Raw genomic sequence first — 26,729 nt, 5'->3', positions numbered from 1 at the left:
CCAGTCCGTTAAGCCGGCTTCGGCCGGCTTTTTTGCGCCCACACCAGTTACAATCGCGGCATGCAACAGCACTCCAGCCAGTTCCAGATCAGCACCCGCGGCAAGGGGCTGTATTCCTTTACTGATCAGGTGGCCGGATGGCTCGGCCGGTGCGGTGTGGATCAGGGGCTGCTGACCTTGTTCGTGCAGCACACCTCGGCCAGCCTTTTGGTCCAGGAGAACGCCGACCCCGATGTTCGCGGCGACCTGGAACGCTTTCTCTCCCGGCTGGTGCCCGAGAATGACCCGATCTACCGCCACACCCTGGAAGGCCCGGACGACATGCCGGCCCATGTCCGCGCCGCGCTGACCCAGACCCAGCTGTCCATCCCCGTCGCCAGCGGCCGTTTGGCGCTCGGCACCTGGCAGGGCATCTATCTGTTCGAGCACCGGCGCGAGCCGCAGCGGCGGCGGGTGGCGGCGCATTTGATCGGCCAATGACGATGATTCGACCCTACGAACTCTGGATCGGCCTGCGCTACACCCGGGCGAAACGACGCAACCACTTCATCTCCTTCATCTCCATGACCTCGATGATCGGCATCGCCCTGGGCGTGACGGCCCTGATCGTGGTGCTCTCGGTGATGAACGGCTTTCAGGAGGAGCTGCGCAACCGCATCCTGGGCGTGGCCGCGCACATGGAGATCACCGGCCCGGATACCCGGCTCACGGACTGGCCGGCCCTGGCGGTCCAGGTCGAGCGGCACCCGGAAGTGCGCGGCCTCGCCCCCTATGTTTTGAGCCAGGGCCTGCTCGCCTATGGCTCGGAGACCAAGGGCGGCCTGGTGCGCGGCGTGCTGCCCGAGATGGAAGGGCGGGTGGCCGAGTTCGATGCGCACATGAAGTCCGGCCGCCTGGCCGATCTCAAGCCCGGTGCGTTCAACATCGTGCTCGGCGCCGAACTGGCCTACAGCCTGGGCGTCGGTGTCGGTGACCCGGTCACCCTGATCGCGCCGCAGGGCGTGATCACCCCGGCCGGCATGCTGCCGCGGATGAAGCAGTTCACCGTGGTCGGTCTGTTCAAGATGGGCATGTACGAATACGACGCCGGTCTCGCGCTCATCCACCTCGATGACGCCAAGAAGCTCTACCGCCTGGGCGATGCCGTGTCCGGCCTGCGCATCAAACTGGCCGACATGGACCGCGCGCCCTGGCTGACCCGCGAGTTCGCCGGCAGCCTGCAGGGCGATTACTACATCAGCGACTGGACCATGAGCCACGCCAATTTTTTCCGCGCGGTGCAGATCGAGAAGCGCATGATGTTCATCATCCTGACCCTGATCGTGGCGGTGGCCGCGTTCAACATCGTGTCCACCCTGGTCATGGCGGTGACCGACAAGCAGGCCGACATCGCCATTTTGCGCACCCTGGGCGCCAGCCCGGCGAGCATCATGCAGATCTTCATGGTCCAGGGCAGCCTGATCGGGGTGATCGGCACCCTGCTCGGCGTGGTCGGTGGCGTGCTTTTGGCGCTCAACGTCGAAACCGTGGTGCCGCTGATCGAGCGGGCGTTGCACATGGACTTGTTTCCGGCCGACGTTTATTACATCTCCGAGCTGCCGTCCAAGCTGGTCTGGTCCGACGTGGCCTGGATCGGCGGCGTCGCCCTGATCCTGTCCTTCCTGGCCACGCTCTACCCGAGCCGGCGCGCGGCGACCATCCAGCCGGCGGAGGCGCTCCGCTATGAATGAGCAGGCAGCGGTTAGCGGTGAAGCGGTGCTCACCTGCACCGGCATGAAGAAGAGTTACTGGCAGGGCAAGCTGGAGGTGCCGGTGCTGTCGGGGATCGAGCTTGTCATCCAGCCCGGCGAGCGGGTGGCGGTGATGGGCGCCTCGGGCGCGGGCAAGAGCACGCTCCTGCATGTGCTCGGCGGCCTCGACCGCCCGGATGCCGGCCAGGTCACGGTGCAGGGCCAGGACATCTGGGCCCTGGGCGAGGTGGCCCGCGGCGAGCTGCGCAACCGCGCGCTTGGTTTCGTCTACCAGTTTCACCATCTGCTGCCGGAGTTCAGCGCGCTGGAGAATGTGGCCATGCCGCTCATCATCCGCCGCGCGGAACCTGCGGCCGCCTTCGCCGAGGCCGAACGGTTGCTGGTCGAGGTCGGCCTTGCGCACCGGCTCGGCCATCGGCCGGGCGAGCTGTCCGGCGGCGAGCGCCAGCGTGCCGCCATCGCCCGCGCCCTGGTGACGCAACCGGCCTGCGTGTTGATGGACGAGCCGACCGGCAACCTCGACCGCCATACCGCCGAGCATATCCAGCAACTGCTGCTCGACCTGAGCGAGCGGCATGGGGTCAGCTTCCTGGTGGTGACCCACGACCCGAACCTGGCCGGCCGCATGCAGCGGGTGCTGCAATTGAGCGATGGCGGGCTGGTGCGGATGACGGTTTGAATGCGGCCGTGATAAGGTAAGTTCGTGCAAGACAAGCGATATGGGAGATCAGCGTGAGCATGGCTGAGGACAAGCTGGAGCCAGCCGAGCCGGCAGCGGGGGGCGAGGCGGCTGAAGCCAAGGCCCCCGAGGTCAAGACACCGACGGCACCGGTTCGGGAAGAGGTGGCCTTCCATAAACCTGCGGCCCCGGAACGCCGGACCCAGGCGCGCTATTTGGTGCATTGGCGGGCGGCTTTGGTCAATCCGGTCGACGGCAATGTCCGTTACCTGGGCAAGACCGACAACATCTCGCTCTCCGGGGCCGCCATCATCAGCGACGCCAACGTGCCGGCCAAGCAGGATTACCACGTCTACCTGGAGATTCCGCAGCCGAACGGCAAATCGCCGCTGATCCTGGAACTGATTGGGCGGGTGGTCTATTCCAACCTGGCCAACAACAGCTTCCGGGTCGGCGTCAGCTTCAAGCAATACCACGGCGATGCGGAGAAGGTGCTGCAAGCCATCATCAAGAGCGGCAAGCTCAAGCAGGTATTCGATCCCGACAGCGTTTGAGCATCAGAGCGGCGTTGATGCGCGCCGCCTGCGTCGCCTGATGTAGGCCAGCAGATACAGTCGCCAGGCGAGCTGCACCGCACCATAACCCAGGGCGGCGAGGATGGCGCCGAGGATCAGGCTGCCGATGACATAGGTCTCGCCCAGTCCGAGAAACCAGTGATACAGACTGGGCAGGAATTGGCTCCAGTCACCGCCGGTCCAGTCGAATTCGAAGTCGGTCACCCTGCCCATGGGCTCGCCGGTGACCAGCGAACCGAGGGCGTAGGCGGCCAGGATCAGCGGGCCCCAGGTGATGGGGTTGGTGTACCAAGTGGTGACCATGGCCACCGGCAGGTTGACCCGGAAGACGATGGCCAGGATGGCGCCCATCAGCATCTGCACCGGGCCGGGGATGAGGCCGGCGAACATGCCGACGGCGACGCCGCCGGCCACCGAATTGCGGTTCAAGTGCCAGAGGTTGTGGTGCTTGAGCAGCGGGCCGAAATGGCGCAGGTGCCGGTGTTCATGCACGGCTTGGTGCGTCGGCAGAAATCTTCTGAAGTGCTTGCGCGGCATCGGTCGTAAAAACATTAGACCCAAAAAAACTGGGCAGTGGCGGGAGGTTAACAAAAGCAAAACATGCGTGCCATCGCATTGGGCTTTGCCTTGGGTGCGGCTTGGTTGCAGACCCGTGCCGGCCTGCCGGAGTTCCGCTGGCTGTGGTTGTTGCCGCCACTGGCGCTGGCTGCGGCCTGGCTACCGGCCCGATGGCGCTGGCCGAGGGCCATGGTCTTGCTAGTGCTGGCAGCGGGTATCGGTTTCTTCTACGCCGCCTGGCGGGCGGAATCGCGTCTGGCCGATCAACTGGCGCCAGCCTGGCAAGGTCGCGATATCGTGCTGCAGGGGCGGGTGATCGGCCTGCCGGAACTCACTCCGCGCGGCCAGCGTTTCATCTTCCAGGTCGAGACGGCGTCGGCCCCAAGAGGGCAGGTGCCAGCGCGGATCATGCTCAGCCATTACCGCTTCGATGAGGCTGCGCCGCTGATTGCCGTGCAGGGTGGCGACTGTCTGAGACTGACTGCCCGGCTAGCCCGGCCGCATGGCAACGTTAACCCCGGTGGCTTTGACTACGAGGCCTGGCTTCTTGAGCGGGGTATCCGGGCGACCGGCCATCTGGTCGGCGAGCCACTGGCCATGACTGGCTGTGCCGGTGCTGCGCGCGCGGGGTTGGACCGGACGCGCGAGGTACTGCGTGGCCGCCTGCAGACGGCCTTGATGGATCACGCCTATGCCGGCATCGCCATCGCCCTGGCGGTGGGCGACCAGAACGCCATCCCCGATGCCCAGTGGACGCTGTTCCGCCATACCGGGGTGACGCACCTGATGTCGATCTCCGGCCTCCACGTCACGCTGTTCGCCGCTCTGACTTATTGGTTAACACAGCTGCTCTGGCGCCGGCTGCCAGGTCTGAGCTTGCGCCTGCCGGCGCAGAAGGCCGGCGCCGCTTTCGGCCTGGTGGCGGCCGCGGCCTATGTCGCCCTGGCCGGCTTCGGTATCCCGGCCCAGCGCACCTTGTACATGCTGGCTGCCGCTGCACTGGTGCGCTGGCTTGATGTGGCAATGGCGGTGTCGACGGTGCTGGCCCTGGCCCTGTTCGCCGTCGTCGCCATCGACCCCTGGGCGGCCTTGTCGCCCGGTTTCTGGCTGTCCTTCGGCGCGGTTGCGGCGCTGCTGCTCGCGGCCCAGGGCCGCCTGGGCCAAATGGCCGCCTGGCGCACCTGGCTCGCGGCACAGTGGGCAGTAGGCCTTGCTCTGCTGCCGGCGCTGCTCCTGATCTTCCATGAGGTCTCATTGATCTCCCCGTTGGCCAACGCCTTCGCCATTCCGCTGATCAGCTGGCTGGCCGTGCCCTTGGTATTGCTGGCCTCGGTGCTGCCTGTCGACTGGCTGGCCCAGCTTGCCCATGGCGTGATCGCCGCGGTGATGCAGGGCCTGGTCTGGCTGGATGCCCTGCCGCAACCGGTCTGGCATGGCGCGGCACCGAACGGCTGGGCCTTGCTGCTGGCCTTGCTCGGCGCGGTGCTGCTGATCCTGCCGCGCGGCCTGCCGGGCCGCTGGCTGGGGCTTGTCCTCATGTTGCCATTGCTGTTTCCCCGCCTGGAGCGGCCAGGCGAGGGCGAGCTCTGGCTCGATGTGCTCGATGTCGGCCAGGGCCTGGCCATCGTTGCGCGCACTGCCGGCCATGTCCTGCTGTTCGATGCCGGGCCGCACTACGCCTCGGGCGAGGACGCCGGCAGCCGCGTCGTCGCACCCTATCTCTATGCCCAGGGCATCAACCGGGTCGACGGCCTGATCGTCAGCCATGACGACAGCGATCACAGCGGCGGTGCCGTCAGTCTGGCTGCCAGCCACCGGCCTGGTTGGGCTCTGGCCTCCTTCGCCGGCCTGCCGGCCGAATGGGTGAGCCCATTGGGCCAGGACGTGCTGAGGCAGGTAAGCCAGGCCCGGCCTTGCATCGCCGGCCAGCATTGGACGTGGGATGGTGTGCACTTCGAGCTGCTGCATCCGACGGCGAACCACTACCGCAACGGCCATTACCGCGACAACGACCGTGGCTGCGTGCTCAAGGTGGCAACACGGCACGGCGCCGTGCTGATCCCGGCCGATATCGAACGGCTGGGCGAGATGAGTCTGTTGGAGCGGGTGCCGGAACGATTGCAGGCCGAGGTGCTGATCGCCCCCCATCATGGCAGCGGCACCTCGTCGATGCCGGCGTTTCTCGCCGCCGTGCAGCCGCGCTGGGTGGTGATCCCGGTCGGTCATCGCAACCGCTTCGGCCACCCCAAGCCGGAGGTGGTGCGGCGTTACCTCGATTTGAACGCCACGGTGCTGCGCACCGACCGCGACGGCGCGGTGTCGCTGCGCTTGGATGGCCAGGGTATCCAACCGGTTTCGGCGCGCGAGGCCGACCGGCGCTATTGGTTCGATCGCTGAATTACAGGCCGGGTACGACCTGCTTGGTCAGCGCCACCGCGACGATGTAGGCGAATACACCGAGCGCGGCGATCAGGGCCTTGATCCGCACGGCCTTGGTCTTGCCCCGCTTCAGGGCGACGGTGCCGAGACCGATGTAGGCCAAGAGGCCTGCGATCTTGGCGATCAGCCAGGGCTGGTCGAACGGATTGACCTCGGCTACCACCAGCATGCCGATGGCGGCGGCGAGCAGGATCGTATCGTTGGTGTGCGGCGCGATCTTCAGCCACTTGGCCTGCAGCCGGGGCGAGTCGCGCAGCATCCAGTAGCCGCGCAGCAGGAACAGGGCGAGGGTGACCGCGACGGTCAAAAGGTGCAGGTTGCGCAGGGCGAGGTAGTCCATGAGGGCCGCTTATTTGTTCTGTTGAACCTGGTCGTAGATGTCTTCTTCGAATTCTTGCAGTTCGTTCGGCAGGATGCCGAGTTCGTCCAGCACCCGTTCGCGTTCGCCTTCCCACTCGCTGTCGTCCTGGCCGTTGCGGATGTTGTAGATATGGATGGCCATCTGCAGCAGGGCGACCAGGGTGGCGGCCTTGTGCTCGGCATTGATGATCTCATGGTGATGGCGCACGGCCTGGCAGACATAGTCGGGCAGCTTCCAGTGCTTGGCCACCAGGTAGCCGACCACGGTGTGATCGGTCTGGAACTTGCCGTCCTCCTTGCGGATGTCCGGCCAATGGTAGGCGCCACCCTGGCGGAAGGCGTCGCTGTACTGCTTGTTGTGCAGGGTCAGCACCGGGATGCCGCAGTCGTGGAACAGGCCGACCAGATAGGCATGCTCGGGCAGGACGTTGACCACCGTGCGCTGGGCCCAGGCGACGGCGGCGGCCAGTTTGGAGATCTCGGCCGAGCGCTCCCAAAACCATTCGAAGAAGGGCGAATCGCCGGAGAGTACCTGGCGCAGGCAAATGGTCTTCACCAGATCATGCAGGGTTTTGAGGCCGATCAGGGAGACGGCCTTGCCCAGGCTTTCCGGCGGCTTGCTCAAGCCATAGATCGGTGAAGCCAGCTGTCGGAAGATCTGGGCGGTGATACCGGCATCCTTGGAGATCAGCTCGGCGACGGCCTGGATGTTGATCTCGTCGGCATCGATCAGTTTTTCCAGTTCGATCAACAACGAGGGCGGCGAGGGGATGAGAATGCTGTCCGGATTGATGGCGGGGGCTGTCTTGTCGGGCATGTTATTTCAGCAGGCGCTTGTAGTGGTTGATCAGGCCGTTGGTGGAGCTGTCGTGGCGGTCGGTCGGCGCATTATCGGCCAATTCCGGCAGGATCGCCTTGGCCAGCTGTTTGCCCAGCTCCACCCCCCACTGGTCGAAGGAGTTGATGTTCCAGATCGCGCCCTGGACGAAGATCTTGTGCTCGTAGAGCGCGATCAGCCGGCCCAGGGTGCGCGGCGTGAGCTGGCGATAGAGCAGGGAATTGGTCGGCCGGTTGCCGGAAAACACCTTGTGCGGCGCCAGCCGGCGGATCTGGCTTTTACTCAGCCCCTCGGCCGCGAGCTCGGCCTCGACCTCGGCCCGCGTCTTGCCGCGCATCAGGGCCTCGGTCTGGGCGAAGAAGTTGGACAGCAGAATGGCGTGCTGGCCGTCGTGGTCGTTGTGGCTCAGCGCGGCGGCGAGAAAATCGCAGGGCACCAGCCGGCTGCCCTGGTGGATCAGTTGATAGAAGGCGTGCTGGCCGTTGGTGCCCGGCTCGCCGAACAGCACGGGACCGGTGGCGACCCGGCAGGGCTTGCCGGCCAGCGTGGTGCGCTTGCCGTTCGATTCCATGTCCAGCTGCTGACAATAGGCGGGCAGTCGCGCCAGGCGCTGGTCGTAGGGCAGCAGGGCCCAGCTCTGGGCGTCCCAGAAGTTGTTGTACCAGAGCCCGATCAGGCCGAGCAGCACCGGCAGGTTCCGCTCCAGCGGCGCCTCGCGGAAGTGCTGGTCCATCTCGAAGCCGCCCGTGAGCAGTTCCTCGAAGCGGTCCATGCCGATGTGGATGGCGATGGGCAGGCCGATGGCCGACCAGAGCGAATAACGGCCGCCCACCCAGTCCCAGAATTCGAACATGTTGGCCGGGTCGATGCCGAAGCGGCGCACCTCCGCCTCGTTGGTCGAGACCGCGACGAAGTGCCGGGCCACCGCCGCCTCGTCGTGCGCCCGGGCCAGCAGCCATTTGCGCGCGGCGCGGGCGTTGGTCAGGGTCTCCTGGGTGGTGAAGGTCTTGGAGGCGACGATGAACAGCGTGGTCTCGGGATCGAGCCCGCGCAGGGTGTCGTGCAGGTGAGTGGGGTCGACGTTGGAGACGAAGTGGGCGCGCAGGTCGGGCCGGCCGTAGGGCGCGAGCGCCAGGCAGACCATGGCCGGGCCGAGGTCGGAGCCGCCGATGCCGATGTTGACCACGTCGGTGACGGGCCGGTCCGTATAGCCGCGCCAGCGCCCGGCGCGCACGGCCTCGGAGAATTCGCGCATCCGCGCCAGAACCCGGCGCACCGCCGGCATCACATCGACGCCGTCGACCCTGACCGGCCGCTCCGAGCGGTTGCGCAGGGCGGTGTGCAGCACGGCGCGCTGCTCGGTCAGGTTGATCTTCTCGCCGGCGAACATGGCCTCGCGCCTGGCCTCGAGTCCGGCCTCGCGCGCCAGCTGCAGCAAGAGCTGCAGGGTCTCGTCGGTGATCAGGTTCTTCGAATAGTCGAGCAGCAGGTCGTCCAGGGTGAGGGAGAAGCGCGCGAAACGCTGCCTGTCCTGCTCGAACAGGGCCCGCAGGTGCAGGCCCTTCCATGCCTTGCGGTGTTCCTTCAAGCGCTGCCAGCTCGGCTGCATCGTCGCCCCTCTCTATGTATGGCCCGGTGGCGCCAGTATAGCGGTTCGCGCGAGGGCTCTCGTTACCTTCCGATGACGGTTCAATCGAGCGAAAGCACCACCCCGCCCAGGGGCGGCAGGGTCAGCACCAGGGAATGGGGGTAGCCCATCCAGGGCGTGTCCTCGCTTACCGCGCCGGCGCCATTGCCCATGTTGCCGCCGCCGTAATACTCCGAATCGCTGTTGAAGATCTCGCGCCAGAAGCCGGCGGCCGGGGCGCCGATGCGATAGCCCTCGCGCGGCACCGGCGTGAAGTTGAGGGCGACGATGACGCTGCGCCCGCTGCGGTCACGGCGGACGAAGGCGAGCACCGACTGGTTGGCGTCGTGACAATCGATCCAGCCGAAGCCGGCCGCATCGAAATCCAGCTCGTGCAGGGCCGGCAGGTTCATATAGAGCCGGCCCAGGTCGCGCATCAGGGTCTGCACGCCGGCATGCCAGTGGGTCTGCAGCAGGCCCCAGTCGAGTTCGCCGCCGGGGGTCCACTCCCGGCCCTGGCCGAATTCGTTGCCCATGAAGTTGAGCTTCTTGCCCGGCGTGGTGAACTGGTAGGTCAGCAGCAGGCGCAGGTTGGCGAACTGCTGCCAGGCATCGCCCGGCATCTTGCCGATGAGCGAGCGCTTGCCGTGCACCACCTCGTCGTGCGAGAAGGGCAGCACGAAGTTCTCGCTGTAGGCGTAGAGCTGGCCGAAGGTGAGGTTGTTGTGGTGGTAGCGGCGGAAGATCGGGTCGAGCTGAAAGTAGCTCAAGGTATCGTTCATCCAGCCCATGTTCCACTTCATCGAGAAGCCCAGGCCGCCCAGATAGACCGGGCGCGAGACCATGGGCCAGGCGGTCGATTCCTCGGCGAAGGTGAGGGCGCCGGGGAAGCGCTCGTGCACCATGACGTTCATCTCGCGTAAAAAATCGATCGCCTCCAGGTTCTCCCGGCCGCCGTATTTGTTGGGCAGCCATTCGCCTGCCTTGCGCGAATAGTCGAGGTAGAGCATGGAGGCGACGGCATCGACCCTCAGGCCGTCGATGTGGAATTCCTTGAGCCAGTAGTAGGCGCTGGAGAGCAGGAAACCAGCCACCTCGCGCCGGCCGTAGTTGAAGATATGCGTGCCCCAGTCCTGGTGCAGGCCCAGGCGCGGGTCCTCGTGCTCGTACAGGGCGGTGCCGTCGAACCGGGCCAGGGCCCAGTCGTCCATGGGGAAGTGGCCGGGCACCCAGTCGAGGATGACGCCGATGCCGACCTGGTGGCACTGGTCGATCAGGTAGCGCAGGTCGTCGGCGCTGCCGAAGCGCGAGCTGGCGGCGAAGTAGCCGGTGGTCTGATAGCCCCAGGATTCGTCCAGCGGGTGCTCGGTCAGCGGCATGAATTCGATGTGGGAAAAGCCCAGGTCGCGCACGTAGGGGATGAGGGCGTCGGCCAGTTCCCGGTAGGTGTAGAAACGGCCGTCGTAATGCCGGCGCCAGGAGCCGGCATGCACCTCGTAGATGTTCAGCGGCGCATGCAGCCAGTCGCGCTGGGCGCGGGCCTGCAGCCAGGCGCCATCGCCCCACTGGTAGTCGCTCGTCGGCGGCACCCGGCCGGCGGTACCGGGCCGCAGTTCGAAGGATTGACAATAGGGGTCGCTCTTGATGCGGATCTCGCCGGTGTGGCGGTTGCGGATCTCGTATTTGTAGTAATCGCCGGCTGCCAGGCCGGGGATGAACAGCTCCCACACCCCGGAGCTGCCGCGCACGCGCATGGGATGCACCCGGCCGTCCCAGCGGTTGAAGTCGCCGATCACCGAGACCCGCTCGGCATTGGGCGCCCAGACCGCGAAGCGGACACCTGTCACGCCCTGCATGGTGTGCAGGTGCGCGCCCAGCGCCCGATAGGCCTCGAGCAGGCGGCCTTCGTTGAACAGGTGCAGGTCGTGTTCCGACAGGATCGGCTCGAAACAATAGGGGTCATACTGCTCGAAGGTCTGCCCGCCCTCGCGGAATTTCAGGCGATAGGGCTTGCGCAGCTTGGGCGGCAACGACGGTTTGAGATTGCCGCGCCATTCGAACAGGCCCCGGCTGTCCACGCGTTCGAGCGGGATTTCCGCGTCGGCCAGCAACAGGCTGACCGAGTCGGCGTGCGGCCGGAATACCCGGATCAGATGCGCATCGCCCGACTGATGCAAGCCAAGGACGCTGAACGGGTCATGGCATCGGGCCGAAAACAGTCGGTCCAGGCGTGTGGGCGGGGTCATCTCTGTCACGAAGGCGTCGGGGTTTCGGGCTATCATGATAAGTGAAGCCGATTGACTCTGGCGATATTTATGGGGGGCGTGTTGTGCAAAGGGAATATCCGCGATTCATCAGTGTCCTGACCAAGAGCACCGTGGCCTTGATCCTGGCGGGCGGCCGCGGCAGTCGGCTGAAGGATCTGACCAACTGGCGGGCCAAGCCGGCCGTGCCCTTCGGCGGCAAGTTCCGCATCATCGATTTTCCCCTGTCCAACTGCATCAACTCCGGCATCCGCCGCATCGGCGTGCTCACCCAGTACAAGGCGCACTCCCTGATCAAGCACATCCAGCGCGGCTGGGGTTTCCTGCGCGGCGAGTTCAACGAATTCATCGAGCTGCTGCCGGCCCAGCAGCGGGTGGACGAGTCGTCCTGGTACAAGGGCACGGCCGATGCGGTGTTCCAGAACCTCGACATCCTGCGCATCTACAAGCCGGAATACGTGCTGATCCTGGCCGGCGACCACATCTACAAGATGGACTACGGCGAGATGCTGGCCGACCACGTGCGCAACGAGGCGGACATGACCGTGGCCTGCCTGGAGGTGCCGCTGGCCGAGGCCTCGGCCTTCGGCGTGATGGATGTCGATGCCGATGGCCGGGTGGTTTCCTTCGTCGAGAAGCCGGCCAATCCGCCGGCCATGCCGGGCAGGCCGGATACCGCGCTGTGTTCCATGGGGGTCTATGTGTTCAACGCCGCCTTCCTCTATGAGCAGCTGATCCGCGATGCCGACGATCCCCATTCCGAACACGATTTCGGCAAGGATGTGATCCCACATCTGCTGCAATCCGGTTATCGGGTCTATGCCCACAGCTTTTCCGAGAGTTGCGTCTATGCCCAGGGCGAGAAGCCCTATTGGCGCGACGTCGGTACGGTCGATGCCTATTGGGAGGCCAACCTCGATCTGGCCCGGGTGACGCCCGAGCTCAACATCTACGACAAGGACTGGCCGATCTGGACCGACCAGCAGCAGCTGCCGCCGGCCAAGTTCGTCTTCGACGACGACAACCGGCGCGGCATGGCGGTGGATTCCACCGTCTCCGGTGGCTGCATCATCAGCGGTGCCACGGTGCGCCGCTCGGTGCTGTTCTCCAACGTCCATGTCGCCGAGGGCGCCTATCTGGAAGAGGCGGTGGTGCTGCCCAGCGTGCGTATCGGCGAGGGTGTTGTGATCAAGAAGGCGGTGATCGACCGTGGTTGCCAGATTCCACCGGGCATGGCCATCGGCGTCGATCGCGAGGCGGATGCCGCTCGCTTTCTGGTGACCGCCCAGGGCGTGACCCTGGTGACACCGGAGATGCTCGATCAACACATCCATCACGTGCGCTGATGATCGGCGTTCCGTTCCTATGCTGCGCCAGGCAGGGTTGAAATGCTGCATCTGATCCTCTGCTGGCATTTCCATCAGCCTGACTACCGCACCGAGAGCGGCGATTACCGTCTGCCCTGGACCTACTTGCATGCCCTGAAGGATTACTCCGACATGGCGGCACACCTGGAGGCGGCGCCCGATGTGCGGGCGGTGGTCAATTTCGTGCCCAGCCTGGTCGAGCAACTCGACGACTACGCCAGCCAGTTCGCCAGCGGCCAGCCGCGCGACCGCCTGCTGGCCTGGCTGATCGAGCCGGAGCTGGATCGGCTGGACGAGGCCGCCAAGGCCGAATTGATCGCGGCCTGCTTCCGCCTGAACTATCCGACCATGGTCGAGCCGTTCCCGGCCTATCGTCTGCTGCATGAGATGTACGAGCGGCTGAAGACCGAGCCGGCCAGCCTGAACTATCTTTCCGGCCAATACCTGGCCGATCTGGTGACCTGGTATCACCTGGCCTGGACCGGGGAGAGCGTGCGCCGGGATCAGCCCCTGGTCCTGGCCCTGATGCAGAAGGCCCAGGGCTTCAGCCTGGCCGACCGGCGCACCCTGTTCCGCCTGATCGGCGAGGTCATCGCCGGTCTGATCCCCCGCTATCGGGCCCTGGCCGATCGCGGCCAGGTCGAGCTATCCACCACGCCGCATAGTCATCCCATGGCGCCGCTGCTGATCGACTTCGCCGCCGCCCGCGAGGCGCGGCCGGATTCTGACCTGCCGACGTGCCCTGCTTATCCCGGCGGCGAGGAGCGGGTGCGGGCGCATGTCCAGGCGGCCTTCGATTGCCATCGCAGCCACTTCGGTCGCCGGCCGGAGGGTTTCTGGCCTGCCGAGGGCGGGCTGTCCGAGCCGGCATTGCGCCTGTTCGCCGAGGAGGGAGTGCGCTGGGTGGCAAGTGGCGAAGGGGTCCTACGCCACAGCCTGCAGGCCTCGGGCATGGATTTGGGACGGAAGTCGGCCTGGGCCTATCGGCCGTATCGCCTGCCTGGCATCGGGACCTACTGTTTTTTTCGTGACGACACATTGTCCGACCTGATCGGCTTTGAATATAAGGGCTGGTGGGCAGCCGATGCAGTACGCCATTTCCTGCATGCGCTGGAGGCAGTCCACCATGAGGCGGCGGGTGCCGAGACTGTGGTGACGGTGATCCTCGATGGTGAGAACGCATGGGAGTATTATCCCTACAACGGTTTTTACTTCCTGGCCGAGCTGTACAAGGCCCTGGCCGACCACCCCGACATCCGCACCAGCACCTTTTCCGAATATCTGGAATTGAAGGAGAACGGTGTCGGCGACCTGTCGCGGCTGACCGCCGGCAGCTGGGTCTACGGCGACTTCAGCACCTGGATGGGCGATGCCGCCAAGAACCGGGCCTGGGATCTGCTCTGCGCCGCCAAGCAGGCCTATGACCGGGCCATGTGCGGGGGGGGCCTGTCGCCGCGGGCGCGCGCGGCGGCGGAGAAGATGCTGAAATCCTGCGAGAGCTCGGACTGGTTCTGGTGGTTCGGCGACTACAACCCGGCCGAGAGCGTGCGGGCCTTCGACCAGCTCTACCGGATGAAGCTCAGGCAGCTCTACCAGCTGCTTGGCCAGCCGGTGCCGGCGGCGCTGGACACGCCGATCAGCGGCGGCGGCGGGCCGGCCGAGTCCGGCGGGGTGATGCGCCGCGGCCAGGGCTGAGGGCATCTTTGCGTTAAAATCCCCGTTTTCGATTGGAGCCGGTCATGAGTGACGAGGTAGTGGGCAAGAACAAGGTCGTGTACATGACCTATTCGGTGCTGGCGGAAAACGGCCAGGTCATGGGTCAGAACGACGTGCCGACCGGCTATGTCCATGGCGCCGGCAGCGGCCTGTTCGAGAAGATCGAGCGCAGCCTGGAAGGCCGCAAGGTCGGCGATCGGGTCGAGATCAGCCTGACGCCCGAGGAGGGGTTCGGCGAGGCGGATCCCGCGCTGATCCTGGTCGAGGACCTGGCCGACGTGCCGCCCCAGCTGCGCCGTCTCGGCGGCGAGGCCGAGGCTCAGAACAACAAGGGCGAGACGATCACCTTCCGTGTGGTCCGGATCGAGAACGGCAAGGTGACCCTGGACGGCAACAATCCGCTGGCCGGCCAGAACGCGACCTGCGTGGTCGAGATCCTGTCGCTGCGCGATGCGACGCCGGACGAGATCAAATCCGGCTTTCCCGCTGAACAGGGGCCGGCGCAAGTGCACTGACCAATTGGGTCGCCAAACAAAAAAGCCCGCAATAGCGGGCTTTTTTGTTGGCGTGACAGGCCTTATTTGGCCGGGCAGGCGTCTTCGCCGGGGATCTTGCCCGGGAAGAGGACGAAGGCCTCGAAGGCGCCCATCACACCCATGGCCTCGGCGTTGGGGCCGTCAAAGCGGAAACTGTGGAAGAACATGCCGCGCTTCGGACCGTATTCGCCGGCACCCATTTCCTTCCAGGTCTTGGTCGGCGCATACATGACGTAGTCGCGGATGTCGTCCAGCTTGGCGGTCTGCACCTTGCCGCCATAAGTGCAGATGGCCTTGCCACCTTGCGGCTGGATCTTCATCTCGACCTTGGTGGCGGCACCGCAGTCGGTGCGGTACATCTGGACGATCTTGTAGCCGCGGCCGCCATCGTTCTTGATCCATTTTTCGGCGAGTTCGTCGGTCAGGGCGGGGGTTTTGTTCCACTGTTGGCAGGCCTGGGCGGCCCAGTCGGCAGACATCAGCGGGGTGGCGAGGGCGGCCGGGGCGGCCAGGACCAGACCGCTGGCGCACAGGGCGGTGAAAAGCTTTTGCATTGCGTACTCCTCCATCTAATAAGGTTGGGTATCGACGACCCGAGGCTAGGGTAGTGTGAACGTACCACCCTGTAAAGTCCCTCGAATTTATGGGGAGTTAGGCGGAGTTGAACCCGGCTGGGACAAGGTGGACCGGCTGCCGGTGACCAGTTCCATCTGACGCTTGAGCTTGGCCAGGGCGGCACTGTCGCCCGCGGCCTCGGCCCGCTGCGCTGAAACCTGCAGCCAGGCCAGCAGGGGACGGCGCCAGCCCTGCTCGGAGGCCGTCCGGCCGGCCAGGCCGATGGTTTCGGGCGCGATCTCGCCGGCCTTGAGCAGCAGGGCGCTGGCGATCAGCCGGGCGGCCGGGTCGGCGATGGCCTGGGCGGCGCGGTTACGCCCGGCGGCATCGCTGGCTCGGACCAGATCGGTGTAGTGCGCCGGTATCCGGCCGGCATCCAGGCCTTGCCAGTCGCCGGCCAGGAAGCGGGCATAGGCAGCTTCGTCGGCCGTGGCATCGGCGGAAAGGGCGTCATAGGCGGTGCAGGGTGCAAGGTCGAGGCTGGCTAGGCGGGTGGCGCAGCCGATCAATTCGGCGCGGGCGGCGAGGTCGAGCCGACCGGTGCGGGCCAGTTCGCTGCGGGCCTTGGCGAAGTTGATTTCGGCAGTGCGGCTGTCGCCTTCCAGCCAGCGCTGCTGATAGCGTTCCAGCAGGTCGGCCGCATTCATTCGCCAGTCGGGTGGTGATGGCGAGCCGGCGCAGGCGGCGAGCAGGGGCAGGGTGAGCCAGATGAGGCGGCGGGCGGAGGTCATGGCAGCTTCACCTCCGCTTCGCGGGCGAATGGCCATTTGCGATTGATCTCGTTGATCAGGTGATTGACCTTGCGCACGCTGTCGTCGATCTCCGCCCGGAGCAGGGCGAGGTCGGTGCTGGCCGCCTCGGCGTTGGCCAGGATGGCGTCGGCCTTCTTCAGGCTGTCGCGGGTCTGCACCAGCACCGCATTGAGGTTGCTCAATATTTGGTCGGTCTTGTCCAGCGTGCCATCCTGGCCGAACAGCCGCTGGTCCATTTTGAGCGAAAGGCCGTTGAGCGTGCCGAGCAGGCGGTTGGCCTGGCCGACGGCATCGACCACCTGTTTCGCCTTGTCGGCGCTGCCGAGTACGCCTTCGAGCATGCCGTATTCGCCGGCCATGCGGCCGGTCATGGTGTTCACGTGGCCCAGGCTCTGGTCGAGGTGGGAGCCCTCGTGGGTCATGCGCTCCAGGTTGTCGAGCAGGTTCTTGGCCCGGGTGATCAGGAGCGGCAACTCCTCGGTCATGTCGCCGGTGTAGAGCGGCGGCAGGGCGTCGGCCGGCAGCGGCGGGGCCTTGAGGTCGGTGCTGAAGACGCGGATCCGGGCGCTGCCGACCAGGGATTTTTGCAGGGTGAACACGCTGGTCGTGCGCAGCCAGCGCTCATTCTTGGTCGGCACTTCGATCTCGATCCGGCCTTGGCCGTTTGCGGTCAGGGTGATGCGCTTGACCTGGCCGATGGGAAAGCCGGAGAAGTTGAGCGGCATGCCGACGCTGACGTTGCTGACGTCTTCGGCGATCAGGGTGAGGGTACGGGTCGATTCGAACAGGCCGCGGGCGAACAGGGTATAGATGAAGAAGCCGACGGCGAGGAAGGCGGTGGTACCGACCAGCAGGCTGACCTTGAGACCGAGGTGCTTGATCAGGTGGGTGGGTAGAGTGGGGCGTTCCATCGATAGTCCACGATCCAGAGCGTGTTGATCTCGTCTTTCAGTTTAGCCAGGCACTCGGCCAGGAAGTCCGGATAGGGCTGGTCCGGCAACAGCAGGCCGGGTCGCTCGATCACGATTATAGAGGGCCGGCCGATCACGGCGCGCAGCAGTTTGGCGACGAAGCGCTGCTCGCTGTCGAGGTCGGGGTCGCGTAAATCCGCGCAGCCCGTCTGGCCCAGGCGATCGAGCAGGCCCCACGCCTGCTCTTGGGCCTGGCGGGTCGGCGCGTTGTCCCGATATTGCGGCACCAGGGCGATGTTCTCCAGCACCGAGAGATTGGCGCGCAGAGGCAGTTCGGCCGAGACCTGCACGGCATCGGGGTGATCGTCGAGCCAGGCGCGCCGTTCGGTGTCGCTCGCGACCCAGGCTATAGATAGGTGATGGCTAATGATCCCACCTCGATCAGCATCAGCGCGAAGAACAGCCTGACCATGCCAGCGAGCACGGCGATCGGCGCGAAGAACAGCTTGTGCGGGGCATCCAGCCCGGCGGCGATGGGGATGATGGTCACCGCCAGGCCGAACATCAGGCACTTGAGCCAGAGGCCGAGCAGTTGCAGCGGCGAGAAGACCTGACCCAGGATATGGCTGAAGGCGGCCAGGCCGTGGGCCTGCAGGCCATACAGGCTGAGGTAGGCGAGCACCAGGGCGATCAGGCTGACCACTGCGGTCAGCGCCAGCACCGAGACCACGCCGCCGATCATCCGGGGCAGGAGTTCCAGGCGCATGGCGTCGACGCCGACCTCGGCCAGGGCCTCGATTTCATTGGTGATCTTCATCAGGGCCACCTCGGCGTTGATCGCGGCGCCCGAGCGCAGGGCGACGAACAGCGCGGTGATCAGCGGCAGCAGTTCGATGACCAGGATGCGCAGCACCACTTCGAGCGCATAGTCGCCCAGGCCGTAATTGCGGGCGGCGGTGATGGCGATCTGGATCAGAATCAGGCTGAGCAGGGCGGCGAACAGGCTGAAGCTGCCCAGAATCTGCCAGGCGGTGAAGTAGATCTGCTTCTGCACCACCGCGCGGGTCGCGCTGTTGTAAAGGTCGGGCGAGAAGACGCCGGCCAGCGCAACGGTGCCGAAGCGCAGGATGCGTCCCAGGGGAACGAGGCGGGCGATCAGGGCGTCGCCGCTGCGGGTGAGCAGTTCGATGAGCCAGCGCATGAGACGATCATAATGCATCGACCGGGGGCGATGGGTATCATTGCCCATGAATACCAAGGAGGCGATTGACATGAAGCGTTTGCACATAGGCTTGGCGGCATGGCTTTGGCTGATGGCCATGCCGGTCTGGGCGGCCCCCGGCGTGATGCTGCGCGACGACACCCTGCGCAGCGCCCCGGCGACGACGGCGCCGGCAGTGGTGAGCGTGGCCAAGGGTCAGGCGGTCGAGGTGCTCGGTCGCCAGGGCGGCTGGAGTCGGATTCAGGCCCAGGGCAAGACCGGCTGGGTGCGCCTGCTCTCCGTGCGCGGCGGCGCGGTGGCGCAGACCGATGTCGGCGGCGAGCTCAAAGGCGTGCTGGCGCTGGGCGCGACCCGGCGCGATCCGGGCAAGGTGGTGGCGGTGGCCGGCGTGCGCGGCCTCAGTGAAGAAGAACTGAAGCAGGCGCATTACGATGCCCGCCAGTTGGACCGGCTGGAAGGCTATGCCGTGAGCCTGGTCGAGGCGAGCCGCTTCGCCGCCGATGCCGGCTTGACCCGGCGCGAGGTCGCCTACCTGCCGCTGCCGCAGGCTGCATCGGGCGGCGGCGAGAGCTGGGGAGGCAGCCAGCCATGAAGATGCGCGTGATGTTTCTTGCCGGCATGTTGCTGGTCAGCCCGGTCCAGGCGGCCGATTTCGGCGGCCTGCTGCGCGGCGTGCTCAACGGCGGCATGCAGATTGGCCCGCAGCAGGAGACGCCGCAGGACGACAATGGCGACGCCGTGGGCAATCTGATCGGTGCCTTGCTCAGCGGCAACACCTCGCCCGAGCAGGAGCGGCTGATCGGCCAGCGGATCGCCGGCAACCTGCTGGGTGCCGCGCCGCTGGTGAATGACGCGGCCCTGCAGCGTTATGTCAACCGGGTCGGTCGCTGGGTGGCGAGCACCAGCGAGCGGCCGGACCTGCCCTGGCGCTTCGGCGTGATCGAGAGCGAAGACATCAATGCCTTCGCCGCGCCGGGCGGCTATGTCTTCGTCACCAAGGGGCTGTACAAGCGGTTGCAGAACGAGGCGGAACTGGCCGGCGTGCTCGGCCACGAGATCGGTCACGTCATCCGCCAGCACCACCTCAAGCTGCTGCAGCAGTCGCAGATGGTCGCGGCGGTGGGCGGCCTGCTCGGCCAGCGCCTGGGCAACAAGAACCAACTCGTGCAGAACCTGATCGGCAACGGCGCCGAGATCGTCGCCCGCTCGCTCGACAAGGATGCGGAATACGAGGCCGACCGCATCGGCATGGTGTTGAGCGCGCGCGCCGGTTATGACCCCTACGCCCTGCCGGCGGTGCTGCAGGAGATCGGCCACGTGCCGGCCCAGGACAGCCGCATGGCCCTGCTCTACAAGACCCATCCGCATCCCGAGGACCGCCTGGCCCGCCTGGGCGAGGCGGCGGAGGCGGCCGAGGCCGGGCTGCCCGAGGGCAATCTGGTCGCCATGCGCTTCTACCGCCTGAAATGACCCAGCGCAGCCGCCGATTCCTCGGGCAATTGGCGGTCAGCCTGGTCTTCCTCTTGCTCCTGCTTGGCCACGTCGGCGGCCTGTACAACTTCTACTTCGTCGAGAAACTCGACGCCTCCCTCTACGATCTGAAGCTGCGCCTGTTCCGCGAGCAGGGCGTCGACGATCGGGTGGTCATCGTCGATATCGACGAGAAGTCGCTGCGCGAGATCGGTCGCTGGCCCTGGCCGCGCAAGGTGACGGCGCAACTGACCGAGAACCTGTTCGAGCAATACGGCGTGGCGGCGGTCGGTTTCGACATCGTGTTCGCAGAACCGGACCAGAGTTCCGGCCTGCCGGTGCTGAAGGACCTGGCACGCGGCCCCCTGGCCGGCGAAGCGGGGTTTGCCCGCCTGCTCGACCGGGTGGCGCCCGGCCTCGATTACGATGCGCGCCTCGCCAACGCCCTGGGCAAAGGTCCGACGGTGTTGGGCTATTACTTCGGTTTCGGCCCGGCGGCCGGCCGGGTGGGTGCCTTACCCCCACCCTTGTCGCCTTGCAATCAGCTGGCGGCGCAGGGCGTGCGGCCGCTGGTGGCGAGCGGCCATGGCGCCAATCTGCCGGGCTTGCAAGTCAAAGCGAGTGACGCTGGTTTCTTCAACGTCCAGCCCGATTTCGACGGGGTGATCCGCCGGCAACCCTTGCTCATCGAATATCAAGGCCAATGCTACGGCGCCTTGGCCTTGAGCCTGGTCCGGGCCGGCCTGGGCCTGGGGGCGCCGCAGGTGCTGGCGGCGGGCGAGGCACGCGCGTTGTCGACCAGCCCGGCCAGCCTCGCGCTCGACGGCATCCAGGCGCCGCTGGACGAGAACGCCATGGTGCTGGTGCCCTATCGCACGGAGCGCGCCTACCGCTATATCCCGGCGACCGACGTCATCCACGGCAGGGCGCCGGCGGCCGAGCTGGAAGGCCGGCTGGTGCTGATCGGTGCCACCGCGCCGGGCATCATGGACCTGCGGGTGACGCCGACCGCCAAGGCCTTCCCCGGGGTGGAGATCCACGCCAATGTGGTGTCCGGCCTGCTCGACGGCAGCATCAAATGGGAACCGGCCCAGGCCCGGCGCTGGAACCTCATCGCGGTGGCGGTATTCGGCCTGGTGTTGGCCCTTTGGCTGCCGTTCGCCACGCCGGTGTGGGCGGCGGCGGTCGCTGCCGGCCTGCTTGCGCTGACGATCGGCCTCGATTTCTATGCCTGGTCGGTCCAGCATCTCAGCCTGGCCCCGGCCAGCCTGCTGCTGGCCCTGGCCGGTTTGTTCATCCTCAACATGAGCTACGGCTTCTTCGTCGAGGCCCGGGCCAAGCACCTGATCACCCGTCTGTTCGGCCAGTATGTGCCGCCCGAGCTGGTCGAGGAGATGGCCAAGGACCCCGCTCGCTACAGCCTGCGCGGCCAGTCGAGGGAGATGACCGTGCTGTTCTCCGACATCCGCGACTTCACCAGCATCTCGGAAGGGCTGGAGGCGGCCGAACTGGCCGACATGCTCAACGTCTACCTCTCGGCCATGACCCGGGTGGTGCAGGAGCATCGCGGCACCATCGACAAGTATATCGGCGATGCGATCATGGCCTTCTGGGGCGCACCCTTGAGCAACGAGCGGCATGCCCGCGACGGCGTGCTCACCGCCCTGGCCATGCAGCGTGAACTGGCGGCATTGAACCCGCAGCTCGAGGCCCGCGGCTGGCCGCCGGTCAAGATCGGCGTCGGCGTCAATACCGGACGCATGAGCGTGGGCAACATGGGCTCGGAATTCCGCATGGCCTACACAGTGATGGCCGATGCGGTGAACCTGGCCTCGCGCCTGGAGGGGCTGACCAAACAGTACGGGGTGGGCGTGCTCTGCGGCGAGGCGACCCGGGCGGCCTGCCCGGACATCGCCTTCCGCCTCATCGACCGGGTGCGGGTGAAGGGCAAGGCGCAGCCAGTGGCGATCTACCAGGCGCTCGGCCTCAAGGCCGAACTGGACGCGGCCGTCCTTCGCTTGGCCGAGCGGTTCGAGTCGGCCTTGGCCGACTATCAGGCCCGGCGTTGGGATGCCGCCGAGTCCACCTTGCGCGCCCTGAATACCGAAACACCCGAGCCGCTTTACGGGGTATATTTGGAGCGGATCGAGCACTTCCGCCGGGAGCCGCCGCCGGCCGACTGGGACGGAGTGTTCACCTATACGACCAAATAAGACGGAGAGCGGGATGCGGGTACGGGTCTTGGGTTGCAACGGAGGCATCGGCGACGGCCGGCACACCACCTCGTTCCTGATCGACGAGGACATCCTGCTCGATGCCGGCAGCGGCGTGACCCGCCTGGCGCTGGAGGCCCTGGAGAAGATCGATCACATCTTCCTTACTCATGCCCACCTCGACCATATCCTGGCCATGCCACCCATGCTCGACAGTGTGATCGGCCGGCGCGAAAGGCCGGTCACCCTGCATGCGTTGCCGGAGGTGCTGGAGGTGCTCAAGGAACACCTGTTCAACTGGCATATCTGGCCCGACTTCAACCGGATTCCAAGCAAGGAGGCGCCAATCCTGCGCTATTCGCCGATCGAGGTTGGCCAAGCGGTGCGCATGGGTTCGCGCGAGCTGACACCGATTCCGGCCAACCACGTGGTGCCGGCCGTGGGCTATCTGCTGCGCGGCGAGCGGGGCAGCCTGATCTTCTCCGGAGACACCTGCAGCCACGATGCTCTCTGGAACATCGCCGCCGAGGTCGGCGACCTCAGGCACCTGATCGTCGAATGTTCCTTCCCCAATGCCATGCGCGAGATCGCGGATGCCTCCAAGCACTATTGTCCGGCAACCCTTAGCGCGGATCTGGCCAGGCTGAAGCTGGGCGTGCCGATCTGGGTGACTCACATGAAACCGGGCAGCGAGGTGGACATCATCGTCGAACTCGACGACCTGGTGAACAGCCGTCTGGTCCAGACCCTACGCGAAGGCCACTTGTTCGAGATCTAGGAGACTGTCGGATTTAATCCCCTATGCGCGTTGCCCCGAGCCTGCCAGTCACGGGCATGAAAAAAGGAGAGGCATCGCCTCTCCTTTTTGTTGCTGCAGTCAGGCTCAGAGCGCCAGGGTATCGGCCCAGATGTTCTTCGCCCAGGACTCCATGTAGTGCCACTCGAGCTCGCTCTCCTCCTTGGAGACGCCGGTCGCGCCCTTCGGGGTTTCCCACTTGCCTTCCGCATTCAGCCGCCAGACCGCGGCCACGTGGATGGCGCTGTTGGAGGAGGTGGCGGAGAAACAGGTGTTGGTGATCACCGGCACCTTTTCCGCCTCGCGGCCGTTGAGCAGCTCGACGATGGCGGCGGCGCAGACCTTGCCGTAGTTGTTGGCCATCGAGCCGGACTTCGGTGTCGGCGCGGAGATCGAGTCGCCGATGATATGCACATTGGGTGCGACCTTGGACTCCAGGGTGCGGAAATCGACCGAGCACCAGTTGTCCTTGTCGTCGCGCACGCCGGCGATGGCGGTGATGCCATGGGCGCGCATCGGCGGCACCACGTTGAGCACGTCGGCCTTGACGTCGTCGACGTCGAGCACGACGGTCTTCTTGGCTGCGTCGATACGTACCGGCTTGCTGTTCGGCCGGTAGTCGATCATGCCTTCGTAATGTTTCTTCCAGGCCGTCAGGAAGAGCCCTTTCTTCGACACGATGTCGGCATTGCTGTCGAGCACGATGACCTTGGACTTGGGTTTCTTGGTCTTGAAGTAGTTGGCCACCATGCTCACCCGCTCGTAGGGGCCGGGCGGGCAACGGTAGGGCATGCCCGGGATGGAAAGGACATAGACACCGCCGTCGGGCATGGCTTCCAGCTGCTTGCGCAGGGTGGCGGTCTGAGGGCCGGCCTTCCAGGCGTGCATGACGGTCTTCTGGGCCTTGGCGTCGTAACCTTCGATCAGGTCGAAGCGCAACTCGATGCCGCCCGACAGCACCAGACGGTCATAAGAGAAGGTCTTGCCGCTCTTGCATTTGACCACGCGCGCGGCGGTATCGAAGCCGACCACCTCGTCCTTCACCACCTTGACGCCGGCTTTCTTCAGGCCGTTGTAGCTGAAGGTGAGGTCTTCCAGTTTGTTGATGCCGCCGAGCACGGTGTTGGAGAAGGGGCAGGAGACGAACTTGTCGTTCATCTCGATCACGGTGACCTCGATTTTCGGGTCCCACAGCTTGAGATAGCGCGCGCAGGTGGCGCCGCCGAAGCCGCCACCGACGATGACGACCTTGGGATTGGCGCCCGCGATGGCGAAATTGCTCAGAGAGCTCAGGCTTGCCGCACCGACTGCGCCGGCCGACACCTTTAGAAAATCACGGCGATTGATTGCCATAGTGTTGTCTCCTTTTGCTTATTTGACGGCGGCGAACCAGGCGGCCAGTTGTTCGATTTCCTCGTCGGTGTAGCCGAGCGCATGCTTTTGCATCACCACGGAGGGGCGGGTACCCGACTTGAAGTCTTTCATCTGCTGGACGAAGTAGTCCTTCTCCAGCCCCGCGAGCGAGGGGATGGCGCCGCGGCTTTTTCCATCGGGGCCATGGCAATAGGAACAATTGGCGGCCATGGTGCGGGTGCGGGGATCGGCCTGGGCCGTTGCAACCACCCCGAGGGCGCCAGCAAAGAGCAAGGTGTAGGCAAGTGTGTGTTTCATGTACTCCTCCAGTACGGTGGGTAAAAAGGCGGTTGGCCGCCCAATGCTGTTGTTATCTATTTCTAGTCCATGCCGCTCATTCGGCACAGGCCATTACTACCAATTGTGGCGATTATGAAACTACCATCGTCAAATGCGGATTGACGGATATCAAAGTCGGGTTAATCGTTCATAGGATATTACTACTATCCAATACCCTTTGCACAAGTGCAGTTATGGACCAAGGTTCAGGTATTCGCACCCATCTCCCTGGCGCGCTGCAGACGTTGAACCAGCACGGCGGCATCGGTGCTAGCAATCCAACCGGCGAGGTGATTGAGCACGATGTCGCGCAGGGTCTCGATGAATTCCGGCTGGTCGTTGAGTGCGGGGATGTAGTGGTACTCGCCGCCACCGGCGTTGAGGAAGACAGCCTTGTTTTCCATGGCGATCTCTTCCAGGGTTTCCAGGCAGTCGGCAACGAAGCCGGGGCAGACCACGTCAACCCGACGAGTCTTGCGTCGGCCCAGTTCTGCCAGTGTTTCCGAGGTATAGGGCTTGAGCCATTCGGCGCGTCCGAAGCGCGACTGGAAGCTGATGCGGTAGTGCTCTGGCGTCAGGCCAAGCCGCTCGGCCAGCAGTCGGCCGGTCTTCTGGCATTCGCAGTGATAGGGGTCGCCCAGTTCCAGGCTGCGTCGTGGCACGCCGTGAAAGCTCATGACCAGTTGTTCGGGCCGGCCATGGCTTGCCCAGTACTGTTCGATCTGGCCGGCTAGTGCGGCGATGTAGCCAGGGTGGTCGTGGAAGCTGCGGACGACACGCAGTTCAGGCTGGTTGCGGCTGCGGCTGAGGGTGCCGTATACCGCGTCGAGGGCCGAGCCGGTGCTGCTGGCGGCATATTGCGGATACAGCGGCAGTATCAGCAGACGGGTGCAGCCCGCCGCCCGCAGCTTGCCGATGACCGAGGTGACCGAAGGCTGGTCGTAGCGCATGGCGTATTCGACCTGGATCGGCGTCGGGCTGACGGTAGTGAGCGCCTCGCGTAGTAGTTGGGTCTGGCGTTCGGTGATCACCCTCAGCGGCGAGCCTTCCGGGGTCCAGATGCTGGCGTATTTCTCGGCCGATTTGCGCGGCCGGGTCTGTAGGATGATGCCGTTGAGGATCAGCCACCAGATCGGGCGCGGAATCTCGACCACCCGCCGGTCCGACAGGAATTCGCGCAGATACGGTTTCAAGGCCTGGGCAGTTGGCGCCTCGGGCGTGCCGAGGTTGATCAACAGCACGCCGATGCCGGCCGGCTGGTCGTGGCGGAAGGCGGGCTCGGCCAGGAAATAAGACATATCTGATCTCAGTGGTGGGAGAGGGCGTTGGACAGCAAACGGGCGGTGATGTCGACGATGGGGATAATGCGCTCGTAGGCCATCCGGGTCGGACCGATCACGCCCAGCGTGCCGACCACCTCGCCGTTGACCTCGTAGGGGGCGGTGATCACGCTGCATTCATCGAGCGGCGCCATGCCGGATTCGGCGCCGATGAAGAGTTGCACACCTTCGGCGCCCTGGCTGACGTTGAGCAGTTGCAACAGGTCGGTCTTGCTTTCGAACAGGTGGAACAGCTCGCGCAGCCGGTCCATGTCCGACGACAGGTCAGGCGTCTTCAGCAGGTTGGCCTCGCCGGCGATGACATATTGCTTGTTGGCCGGGTCGAAGGCCTGGCTGCTGGTCTCGATTGCCGCCTGCATCAGCCGGCTGATGTCGGACTGGATGGCGGTCAGCTCGCCCATCAGCCGCGGCCGTACCTCTTCGAAGCTCATGCCGCTGTAATGGTGGTTGAAGAAGTTGGCTGCCTGGGTCAGCTGGCTCTGGCTGTAGGGCCGGTCGGCCAGGATGATGCGGTTCTGCACCTCGCCCTCGGCGCTGACCACGATGAGCAGGATGCGCTTGTCCGACAGCGTGAGAAACTCGATCTGGCGAAAGCGCTGGCTGCGCCGCTTAGGGGTGGCCACCACTCCGGCGAAATGGGTCAGCTCGGCCAGCAGTTGCGAGGCGGCCGAGACCAGTCGCTGCGGGTCGTCCGGCAGCAGGGTCGATTCGATCTGGATCAGCTCCGGCTGGGCCAGGGGCCGCACCGTGAGCAGGCTGTCGACGAACAGCCGGTAGCCGCGCGGGGTGGGAACGCGGCCGGCCGAGGTGTGCGGGCTGGCGATGAAGCCGCCTTCCTCGAGGTCGGCCATGACATTGCGGATGGTCGCCGGCGACAGGCTGAGGCCGGCCTGCTTCGAAAGCGTGCGCGAGCCGACGGGCTGGCCATCTTCAATGTAGCGCTCAACCAGGGTCTTGAGCAGAAAGCGTGCACGGTCGTTCAACATGTCATCGGGCAGTATGCAGCAA

The 26,729-nt window shown here is 65.4% G+C and carries 26 protein-coding genes; 12 read left to right on the top strand and 14 right to left on the bottom strand.

What is annotated here, in order from left to right; all coding sequences use genetic code 11:
- Positions 1-60 precede the first annotated feature (60 nt).
- The 4 genes from EL388_RS08295 to EL388_RS08280 are packed head-to-tail and all read left to right on the top strand — an operon-like array spanning position 61 to position 2,984.
- Complete coding sequence (locus tag EL388_RS08295) at positions 61-480, top strand: secondary thiamine-phosphate synthase enzyme YjbQ (RefSeq protein WP_126462263.1); 420 nt, start codon at positions 61-63, stop codon at positions 478-480.
- Positions 477-1,730, top strand: a complete 1,254-nt coding sequence (locus EL388_RS08290; protein ID WP_197721765.1) for a lipoprotein-releasing ABC transporter permease subunit — start codon at positions 477-479, stop codon at positions 1,728-1,730. Before EL388_RS08295 ends, EL388_RS08290 begins: the two co-directional genes overlap by 4 nt.
- Positions 1,723-2,430, top strand: a complete 708-nt coding sequence (locus tag EL388_RS08285; RefSeq protein ID WP_126462260.1) for an ABC transporter ATP-binding protein — start codon at positions 1,723-1,725, stop codon at positions 2,428-2,430. The genes EL388_RS08290 and EL388_RS08285 overlap by 8 nt, the downstream gene beginning before the upstream one ends.
- A gap of 59 nt (positions 2,431-2,489) precedes the next feature.
- Positions 2,490-2,984, top strand: coding sequence for a PilZ domain-containing protein (locus EL388_RS08280; protein ID WP_232019226.1), 495 nt, complete (start codon positions 2,490-2,492; stop codon positions 2,982-2,984).
- A gap of 3 nt (positions 2,985-2,987) precedes the next feature.
- Here EL388_RS08280 and EL388_RS08275 read toward each other — a convergent pair whose 3' ends face one another.
- Positions 2,988-3,497 (bottom strand): DUF2062 domain-containing protein, encoded by a 510-nt coding sequence (locus EL388_RS08275; RefSeq protein WP_197721764.1) that lies wholly within the window; start codon positions 3,495-3,497, stop codon positions 2,988-2,990.
- 108 nt (positions 3,498-3,605) lie between these two features.
- Here EL388_RS08275 and EL388_RS08270 point away from each other — a divergent pair, with 108 nt between their 5' ends.
- The gene (locus tag EL388_RS08270) at positions 3,606-5,960 is read left to right on the top strand and encodes a DNA internalization-related competence protein ComEC/Rec2 (RefSeq protein WP_126462251.1); all 2,355 of its coding nucleotides are present in this window, start codon (positions 3,606-3,608) and stop codon (positions 5,958-5,960) included.
- Position 5,961: 1 nt separating this feature from the next.
- On the opposite strand, the gene EL388_RS08265 is transcribed toward EL388_RS08270, so the two are convergent.
- From EL388_RS08265 to glgB, 4 genes are all read right to left on the bottom strand, one after another.
- On the bottom strand, positions 5,962-6,342 hold the full coding sequence (locus tag EL388_RS08265; protein ID WP_126462248.1) for a SirB2 family protein: 381 nt from the start codon (positions 6,340-6,342) through the stop codon (positions 5,962-5,964).
- A gap of 9 nt (positions 6,343-6,351) precedes the next feature.
- The gene (locus EL388_RS08260) at positions 6,352-7,179 is read right to left on the bottom strand and encodes an HDOD domain-containing protein (protein WP_126462245.1); all 828 of its coding nucleotides are present in this window, start codon (positions 7,177-7,179) and stop codon (positions 6,352-6,354) included.
- A 1-nt stretch (position 7,180) separates the two neighbouring features.
- A complete protein-coding gene (pgi, locus tag EL388_RS08255; RefSeq protein WP_126462242.1) occupies positions 7,181-8,809 on the bottom strand; it encodes a glucose-6-phosphate isomerase in 1,629 nt (542 codons plus the stop codon).
- An 80-nt stretch (positions 8,810-8,889) separates the two neighbouring features.
- Positions 8,890-11,073: a 1,4-alpha-glucan branching protein GlgB gene (gene glgB / locus EL388_RS08250; RefSeq protein WP_197721763.1), complete on the bottom strand. Its 2,184-nt coding sequence runs from the start codon at positions 11,071-11,073 to the stop codon at positions 8,890-8,892.
- 83 nt (positions 11,074-11,156) lie between these two features.
- Between glgB and glgC the strand changes: the two genes are divergently transcribed.
- The 3 genes from glgC to EL388_RS08235 are packed head-to-tail and all read left to right on the top strand — an operon-like array spanning position 11,157 to position 14,689.
- Positions 11,157-12,437: a glucose-1-phosphate adenylyltransferase gene (gene glgC, locus EL388_RS08245; RefSeq protein ID WP_126462236.1), complete on the top strand. Its 1,281-nt coding sequence runs from the start codon at positions 11,157-11,159 to the stop codon at positions 12,435-12,437.
- 42 nt (positions 12,438-12,479) lie between these two features.
- A complete protein-coding gene (locus EL388_RS08240; RefSeq protein WP_126462233.1) occupies positions 12,480-14,153 on the top strand; it encodes a glycoside hydrolase family 57 protein in 1,674 nt (557 codons plus the stop codon).
- A gap of 44 nt (positions 14,154-14,197) precedes the next feature.
- The gene (locus EL388_RS08235) at positions 14,198-14,689 is read left to right on the top strand and encodes an FKBP-type peptidyl-prolyl cis-trans isomerase (RefSeq protein ID WP_126462230.1); all 492 of its coding nucleotides are present in this window, start codon (positions 14,198-14,200) and stop codon (positions 14,687-14,689) included.
- Positions 14,690-14,751: 62 nt separating this feature from the next.
- Here EL388_RS08235 and EL388_RS08230 read toward each other — a convergent pair whose 3' ends face one another.
- The 5 genes from EL388_RS08230 to EL388_RS08210 form a co-directional block, all read right to left on the bottom strand.
- Positions 14,752-15,264, bottom strand: coding sequence for an SCP2 sterol-binding domain-containing protein (locus tag EL388_RS08230; RefSeq protein ID WP_126462227.1), 513 nt, complete (start codon positions 15,262-15,264; stop codon positions 14,752-14,754).
- 87 nt (positions 15,265-15,351) lie between these two features.
- A complete protein-coding gene (locus tag EL388_RS08225; protein ID WP_126462224.1) occupies positions 15,352-16,056 on the bottom strand; it encodes a hypothetical protein in 705 nt (234 codons plus the stop codon).
- Complete coding sequence (locus EL388_RS08220) at positions 16,053-16,988, bottom strand: MlaD family protein (RefSeq protein ID WP_126462221.1); 936 nt, start codon at positions 16,986-16,988, stop codon at positions 16,053-16,055. The genes EL388_RS08225 and EL388_RS08220 overlap by 4 nt, the downstream gene beginning before the upstream one ends.
- On the bottom strand, positions 16,958-17,338 hold the full coding sequence (locus EL388_RS08215; protein WP_126462218.1) for a P-loop NTPase family protein: 381 nt from the start codon (positions 17,336-17,338) through the stop codon (positions 16,958-16,960). The genes EL388_RS08220 and EL388_RS08215 overlap by 31 nt, the downstream gene beginning before the upstream one ends.
- A gap of 56 nt (positions 17,339-17,394) precedes the next feature.
- Positions 17,395-18,189, bottom strand: coding sequence for an MlaE family ABC transporter permease (locus EL388_RS08210; protein WP_165919102.1), 795 nt, complete (start codon positions 18,187-18,189; stop codon positions 17,395-17,397).
- A gap of 70 nt (positions 18,190-18,259) precedes the next feature.
- Between EL388_RS08210 and EL388_RS08205 the strand changes: the two genes are divergently transcribed.
- Genes EL388_RS08205 through EL388_RS08190 form a run of 4 tightly spaced genes read left to right on the top strand, consistent with a single transcriptional unit; the run spans position 18,260 to position 22,671 of the window.
- Entirely contained in the window at positions 18,260-18,802 is a 543-nt protein-coding gene (locus EL388_RS08205; protein WP_165919101.1) for an SH3 domain-containing protein, read from the top strand.
- Positions 18,799-19,680: a M48 family metalloprotease gene (locus EL388_RS08200; protein ID WP_126462205.1), complete on the top strand. Its 882-nt coding sequence runs from the start codon at positions 18,799-18,801 to the stop codon at positions 19,678-19,680. The genes EL388_RS08205 and EL388_RS08200 overlap by 4 nt, the downstream gene beginning before the upstream one ends.
- Positions 19,677-21,893: a CHASE2 domain-containing protein gene (locus EL388_RS08195; RefSeq protein ID WP_126462202.1), complete on the top strand. Its 2,217-nt coding sequence runs from the start codon at positions 19,677-19,679 to the stop codon at positions 21,891-21,893. Before EL388_RS08200 ends, EL388_RS08195 begins: the two co-directional genes overlap by 4 nt.
- A 28-nt stretch (positions 21,894-21,921) precedes the next feature.
- On the top strand, positions 21,922-22,671 hold the full coding sequence (locus EL388_RS08190) for an MBL fold metallo-hydrolase (protein WP_232019067.1): 750 nt from the start codon (positions 21,922-21,924) through the stop codon (positions 22,669-22,671).
- A 105-nt stretch (positions 22,672-22,776) separates the two neighbouring features.
- Here the strand turns inward: EL388_RS08190 and EL388_RS08185 are convergent, their stop codons facing one another.
- From EL388_RS08185 to hrcA, 4 genes are all read right to left on the bottom strand, one after another.
- A complete protein-coding gene (locus EL388_RS08185) occupies positions 22,777-24,042 on the bottom strand; it encodes an FCSD flavin-binding domain-containing protein (RefSeq protein WP_126462196.1) in 1,266 nt (421 codons plus the stop codon).
- 18 nt (positions 24,043-24,060) lie between these two features.
- Positions 24,061-24,360, bottom strand: a complete 300-nt coding sequence (locus EL388_RS08180) for a c-type cytochrome (RefSeq protein WP_126462193.1) — start codon at positions 24,358-24,360, stop codon at positions 24,061-24,063.
- 227 nt (positions 24,361-24,587) lie between these two features.
- Positions 24,588-25,679 carry a ferrochelatase gene (gene hemH / locus EL388_RS08175; RefSeq protein WP_126462190.1) on the bottom strand — a complete coding sequence of 364 codons (1,092 nt, stop codon included), beginning with the start codon at positions 25,677-25,679 and terminating at the stop codon, positions 24,588-24,590.
- A gap of 8 nt (positions 25,680-25,687) precedes the next feature.
- The gene (gene hrcA / locus EL388_RS08170; RefSeq protein ID WP_126462187.1) at positions 25,688-26,707 is read right to left on the bottom strand and encodes a heat-inducible transcriptional repressor HrcA; all 1,020 of its coding nucleotides are present in this window, start codon (positions 26,705-26,707) and stop codon (positions 25,688-25,690) included.
- Between the last annotated feature and the right edge of the window lie 22 nt (positions 26,708-26,729).

This window comes from Sulfuritortus calidifontis, from assembly GCF_003967275.1.
In the GTDB taxonomy this organism is placed as follows: Bacteria; Pseudomonadota; Gammaproteobacteria; order Burkholderiales; family Thiobacillaceae; genus Sulfuritortus; species Sulfuritortus calidifontis.
The sequence above is the reverse complement of the archived record's forward strand: the minus strand, read 5'-3'. Positions and strand labels throughout refer to the sequence as shown.

Bases quoted from the DNA above. Each gene is read 5' to 3' on its own strand.
- EL388_RS08265 (WP_126462248.1), bottom strand. From the start codon at position 6,342: ATGGACTACCTCGCCCTGCGCAACCTGCACCTTTTGACCGTCGCGGTC.
- EL388_RS08240 (WP_126462233.1), top strand. From the start codon at position 12,480: ATGCTGCATCTGATCCTCTGCTGGCATTTCCATCAGCCTGACTACCGC.
- hrcA (WP_126462187.1), bottom strand. From the start codon at position 26,707: ATGTTGAACGACCGTGCACGCTTTCTGCTCAAGACCCTGGTTGAGCGC.
- EL388_RS08235 (WP_126462230.1), top strand. From the start codon at position 14,198: ATGAGTGACGAGGTAGTGGGCAAGAACAAGGTCGTGTACATGACCTAT.
- EL388_RS08180 (WP_126462193.1), bottom strand. From the start codon at position 24,360: ATGAAACACACACTTGCCTACACCTTGCTCTTTGCTGGCGCCCTCGGG.
- EL388_RS08285 (WP_126462260.1), top strand. From the start codon at position 1,723: ATGAATGAGCAGGCAGCGGTTAGCGGTGAAGCGGTGCTCACCTGCACC.
- EL388_RS08295 (WP_126462263.1), top strand. From the start codon at position 61: ATGCAACAGCACTCCAGCCAGTTCCAGATCAGCACCCGCGGCAAGGGG.
- EL388_RS08225 (WP_126462224.1), bottom strand. From the start codon at position 16,056: ATGACCTCCGCCCGCCGCCTCATCTGGCTCACCCTGCCCCTGCTCGCC.
- EL388_RS08195 (WP_126462202.1), top strand. From the start codon at position 19,677: ATGACCCAGCGCAGCCGCCGATTCCTCGGGCAATTGGCGGTCAGCCTG.
- EL388_RS08200 (WP_126462205.1), top strand. From the start codon at position 18,799: ATGAAGATGCGCGTGATGTTTCTTGCCGGCATGTTGCTGGTCAGCCCG.
- EL388_RS08210 (WP_165919102.1), bottom strand. From the start codon at position 18,189: ATGCGCTGGCTCATCGAACTGCTCACCCGCAGCGGCGACGCCCTGATC.
- EL388_RS08270 (WP_126462251.1), top strand. From the start codon at position 3,606: ATGCGTGCCATCGCATTGGGCTTTGCCTTGGGTGCGGCTTGGTTGCAG.
- glgB (WP_197721763.1), bottom strand. From the start codon at position 11,073: ATGACCCCGCCCACACGCCTGGACCGACTGTTTTCGGCCCGATGCCAT.
- EL388_RS08220 (WP_126462221.1), bottom strand. From the start codon at position 16,988: ATGGAACGCCCCACTCTACCCACCCACCTGATCAAGCACCTCGGTCTC.
- EL388_RS08185 (WP_126462196.1), bottom strand. From the start codon at position 24,042: ATGGCAATCAATCGCCGTGATTTTCTAAAGGTGTCGGCCGGCGCAGTC.
- EL388_RS08230 (WP_126462227.1), bottom strand. From the start codon at position 15,264: ATGCAAAAGCTTTTCACCGCCCTGTGCGCCAGCGGTCTGGTCCTGGCC.
- EL388_RS08290 (WP_197721765.1), top strand. From the start codon at position 477: ATGACGATGATTCGACCCTACGAACTCTGGATCGGCCTGCGCTACACC.
- hemH (WP_126462190.1), bottom strand. From the start codon at position 25,679: ATGTCTTATTTCCTGGCCGAGCCCGCCTTCCGCCACGACCAGCCGGCC.
- EL388_RS08260 (WP_126462245.1), bottom strand. From the start codon at position 7,179: ATGCCCGACAAGACAGCCCCCGCCATCAATCCGGACAGCATTCTCATC.
- EL388_RS08280 (WP_232019226.1), top strand. From the start codon at position 2,490: ATGGCTGAGGACAAGCTGGAGCCAGCCGAGCCGGCAGCGGGGGGCGAG.
- pgi (WP_126462242.1), bottom strand. From the start codon at position 8,809: ATGCAGCCGAGCTGGCAGCGCTTGAAGGAACACCGCAAGGCATGGAAG.
- EL388_RS08205 (WP_165919101.1), top strand. From the start codon at position 18,260: ATGAAGCGTTTGCACATAGGCTTGGCGGCATGGCTTTGGCTGATGGCC.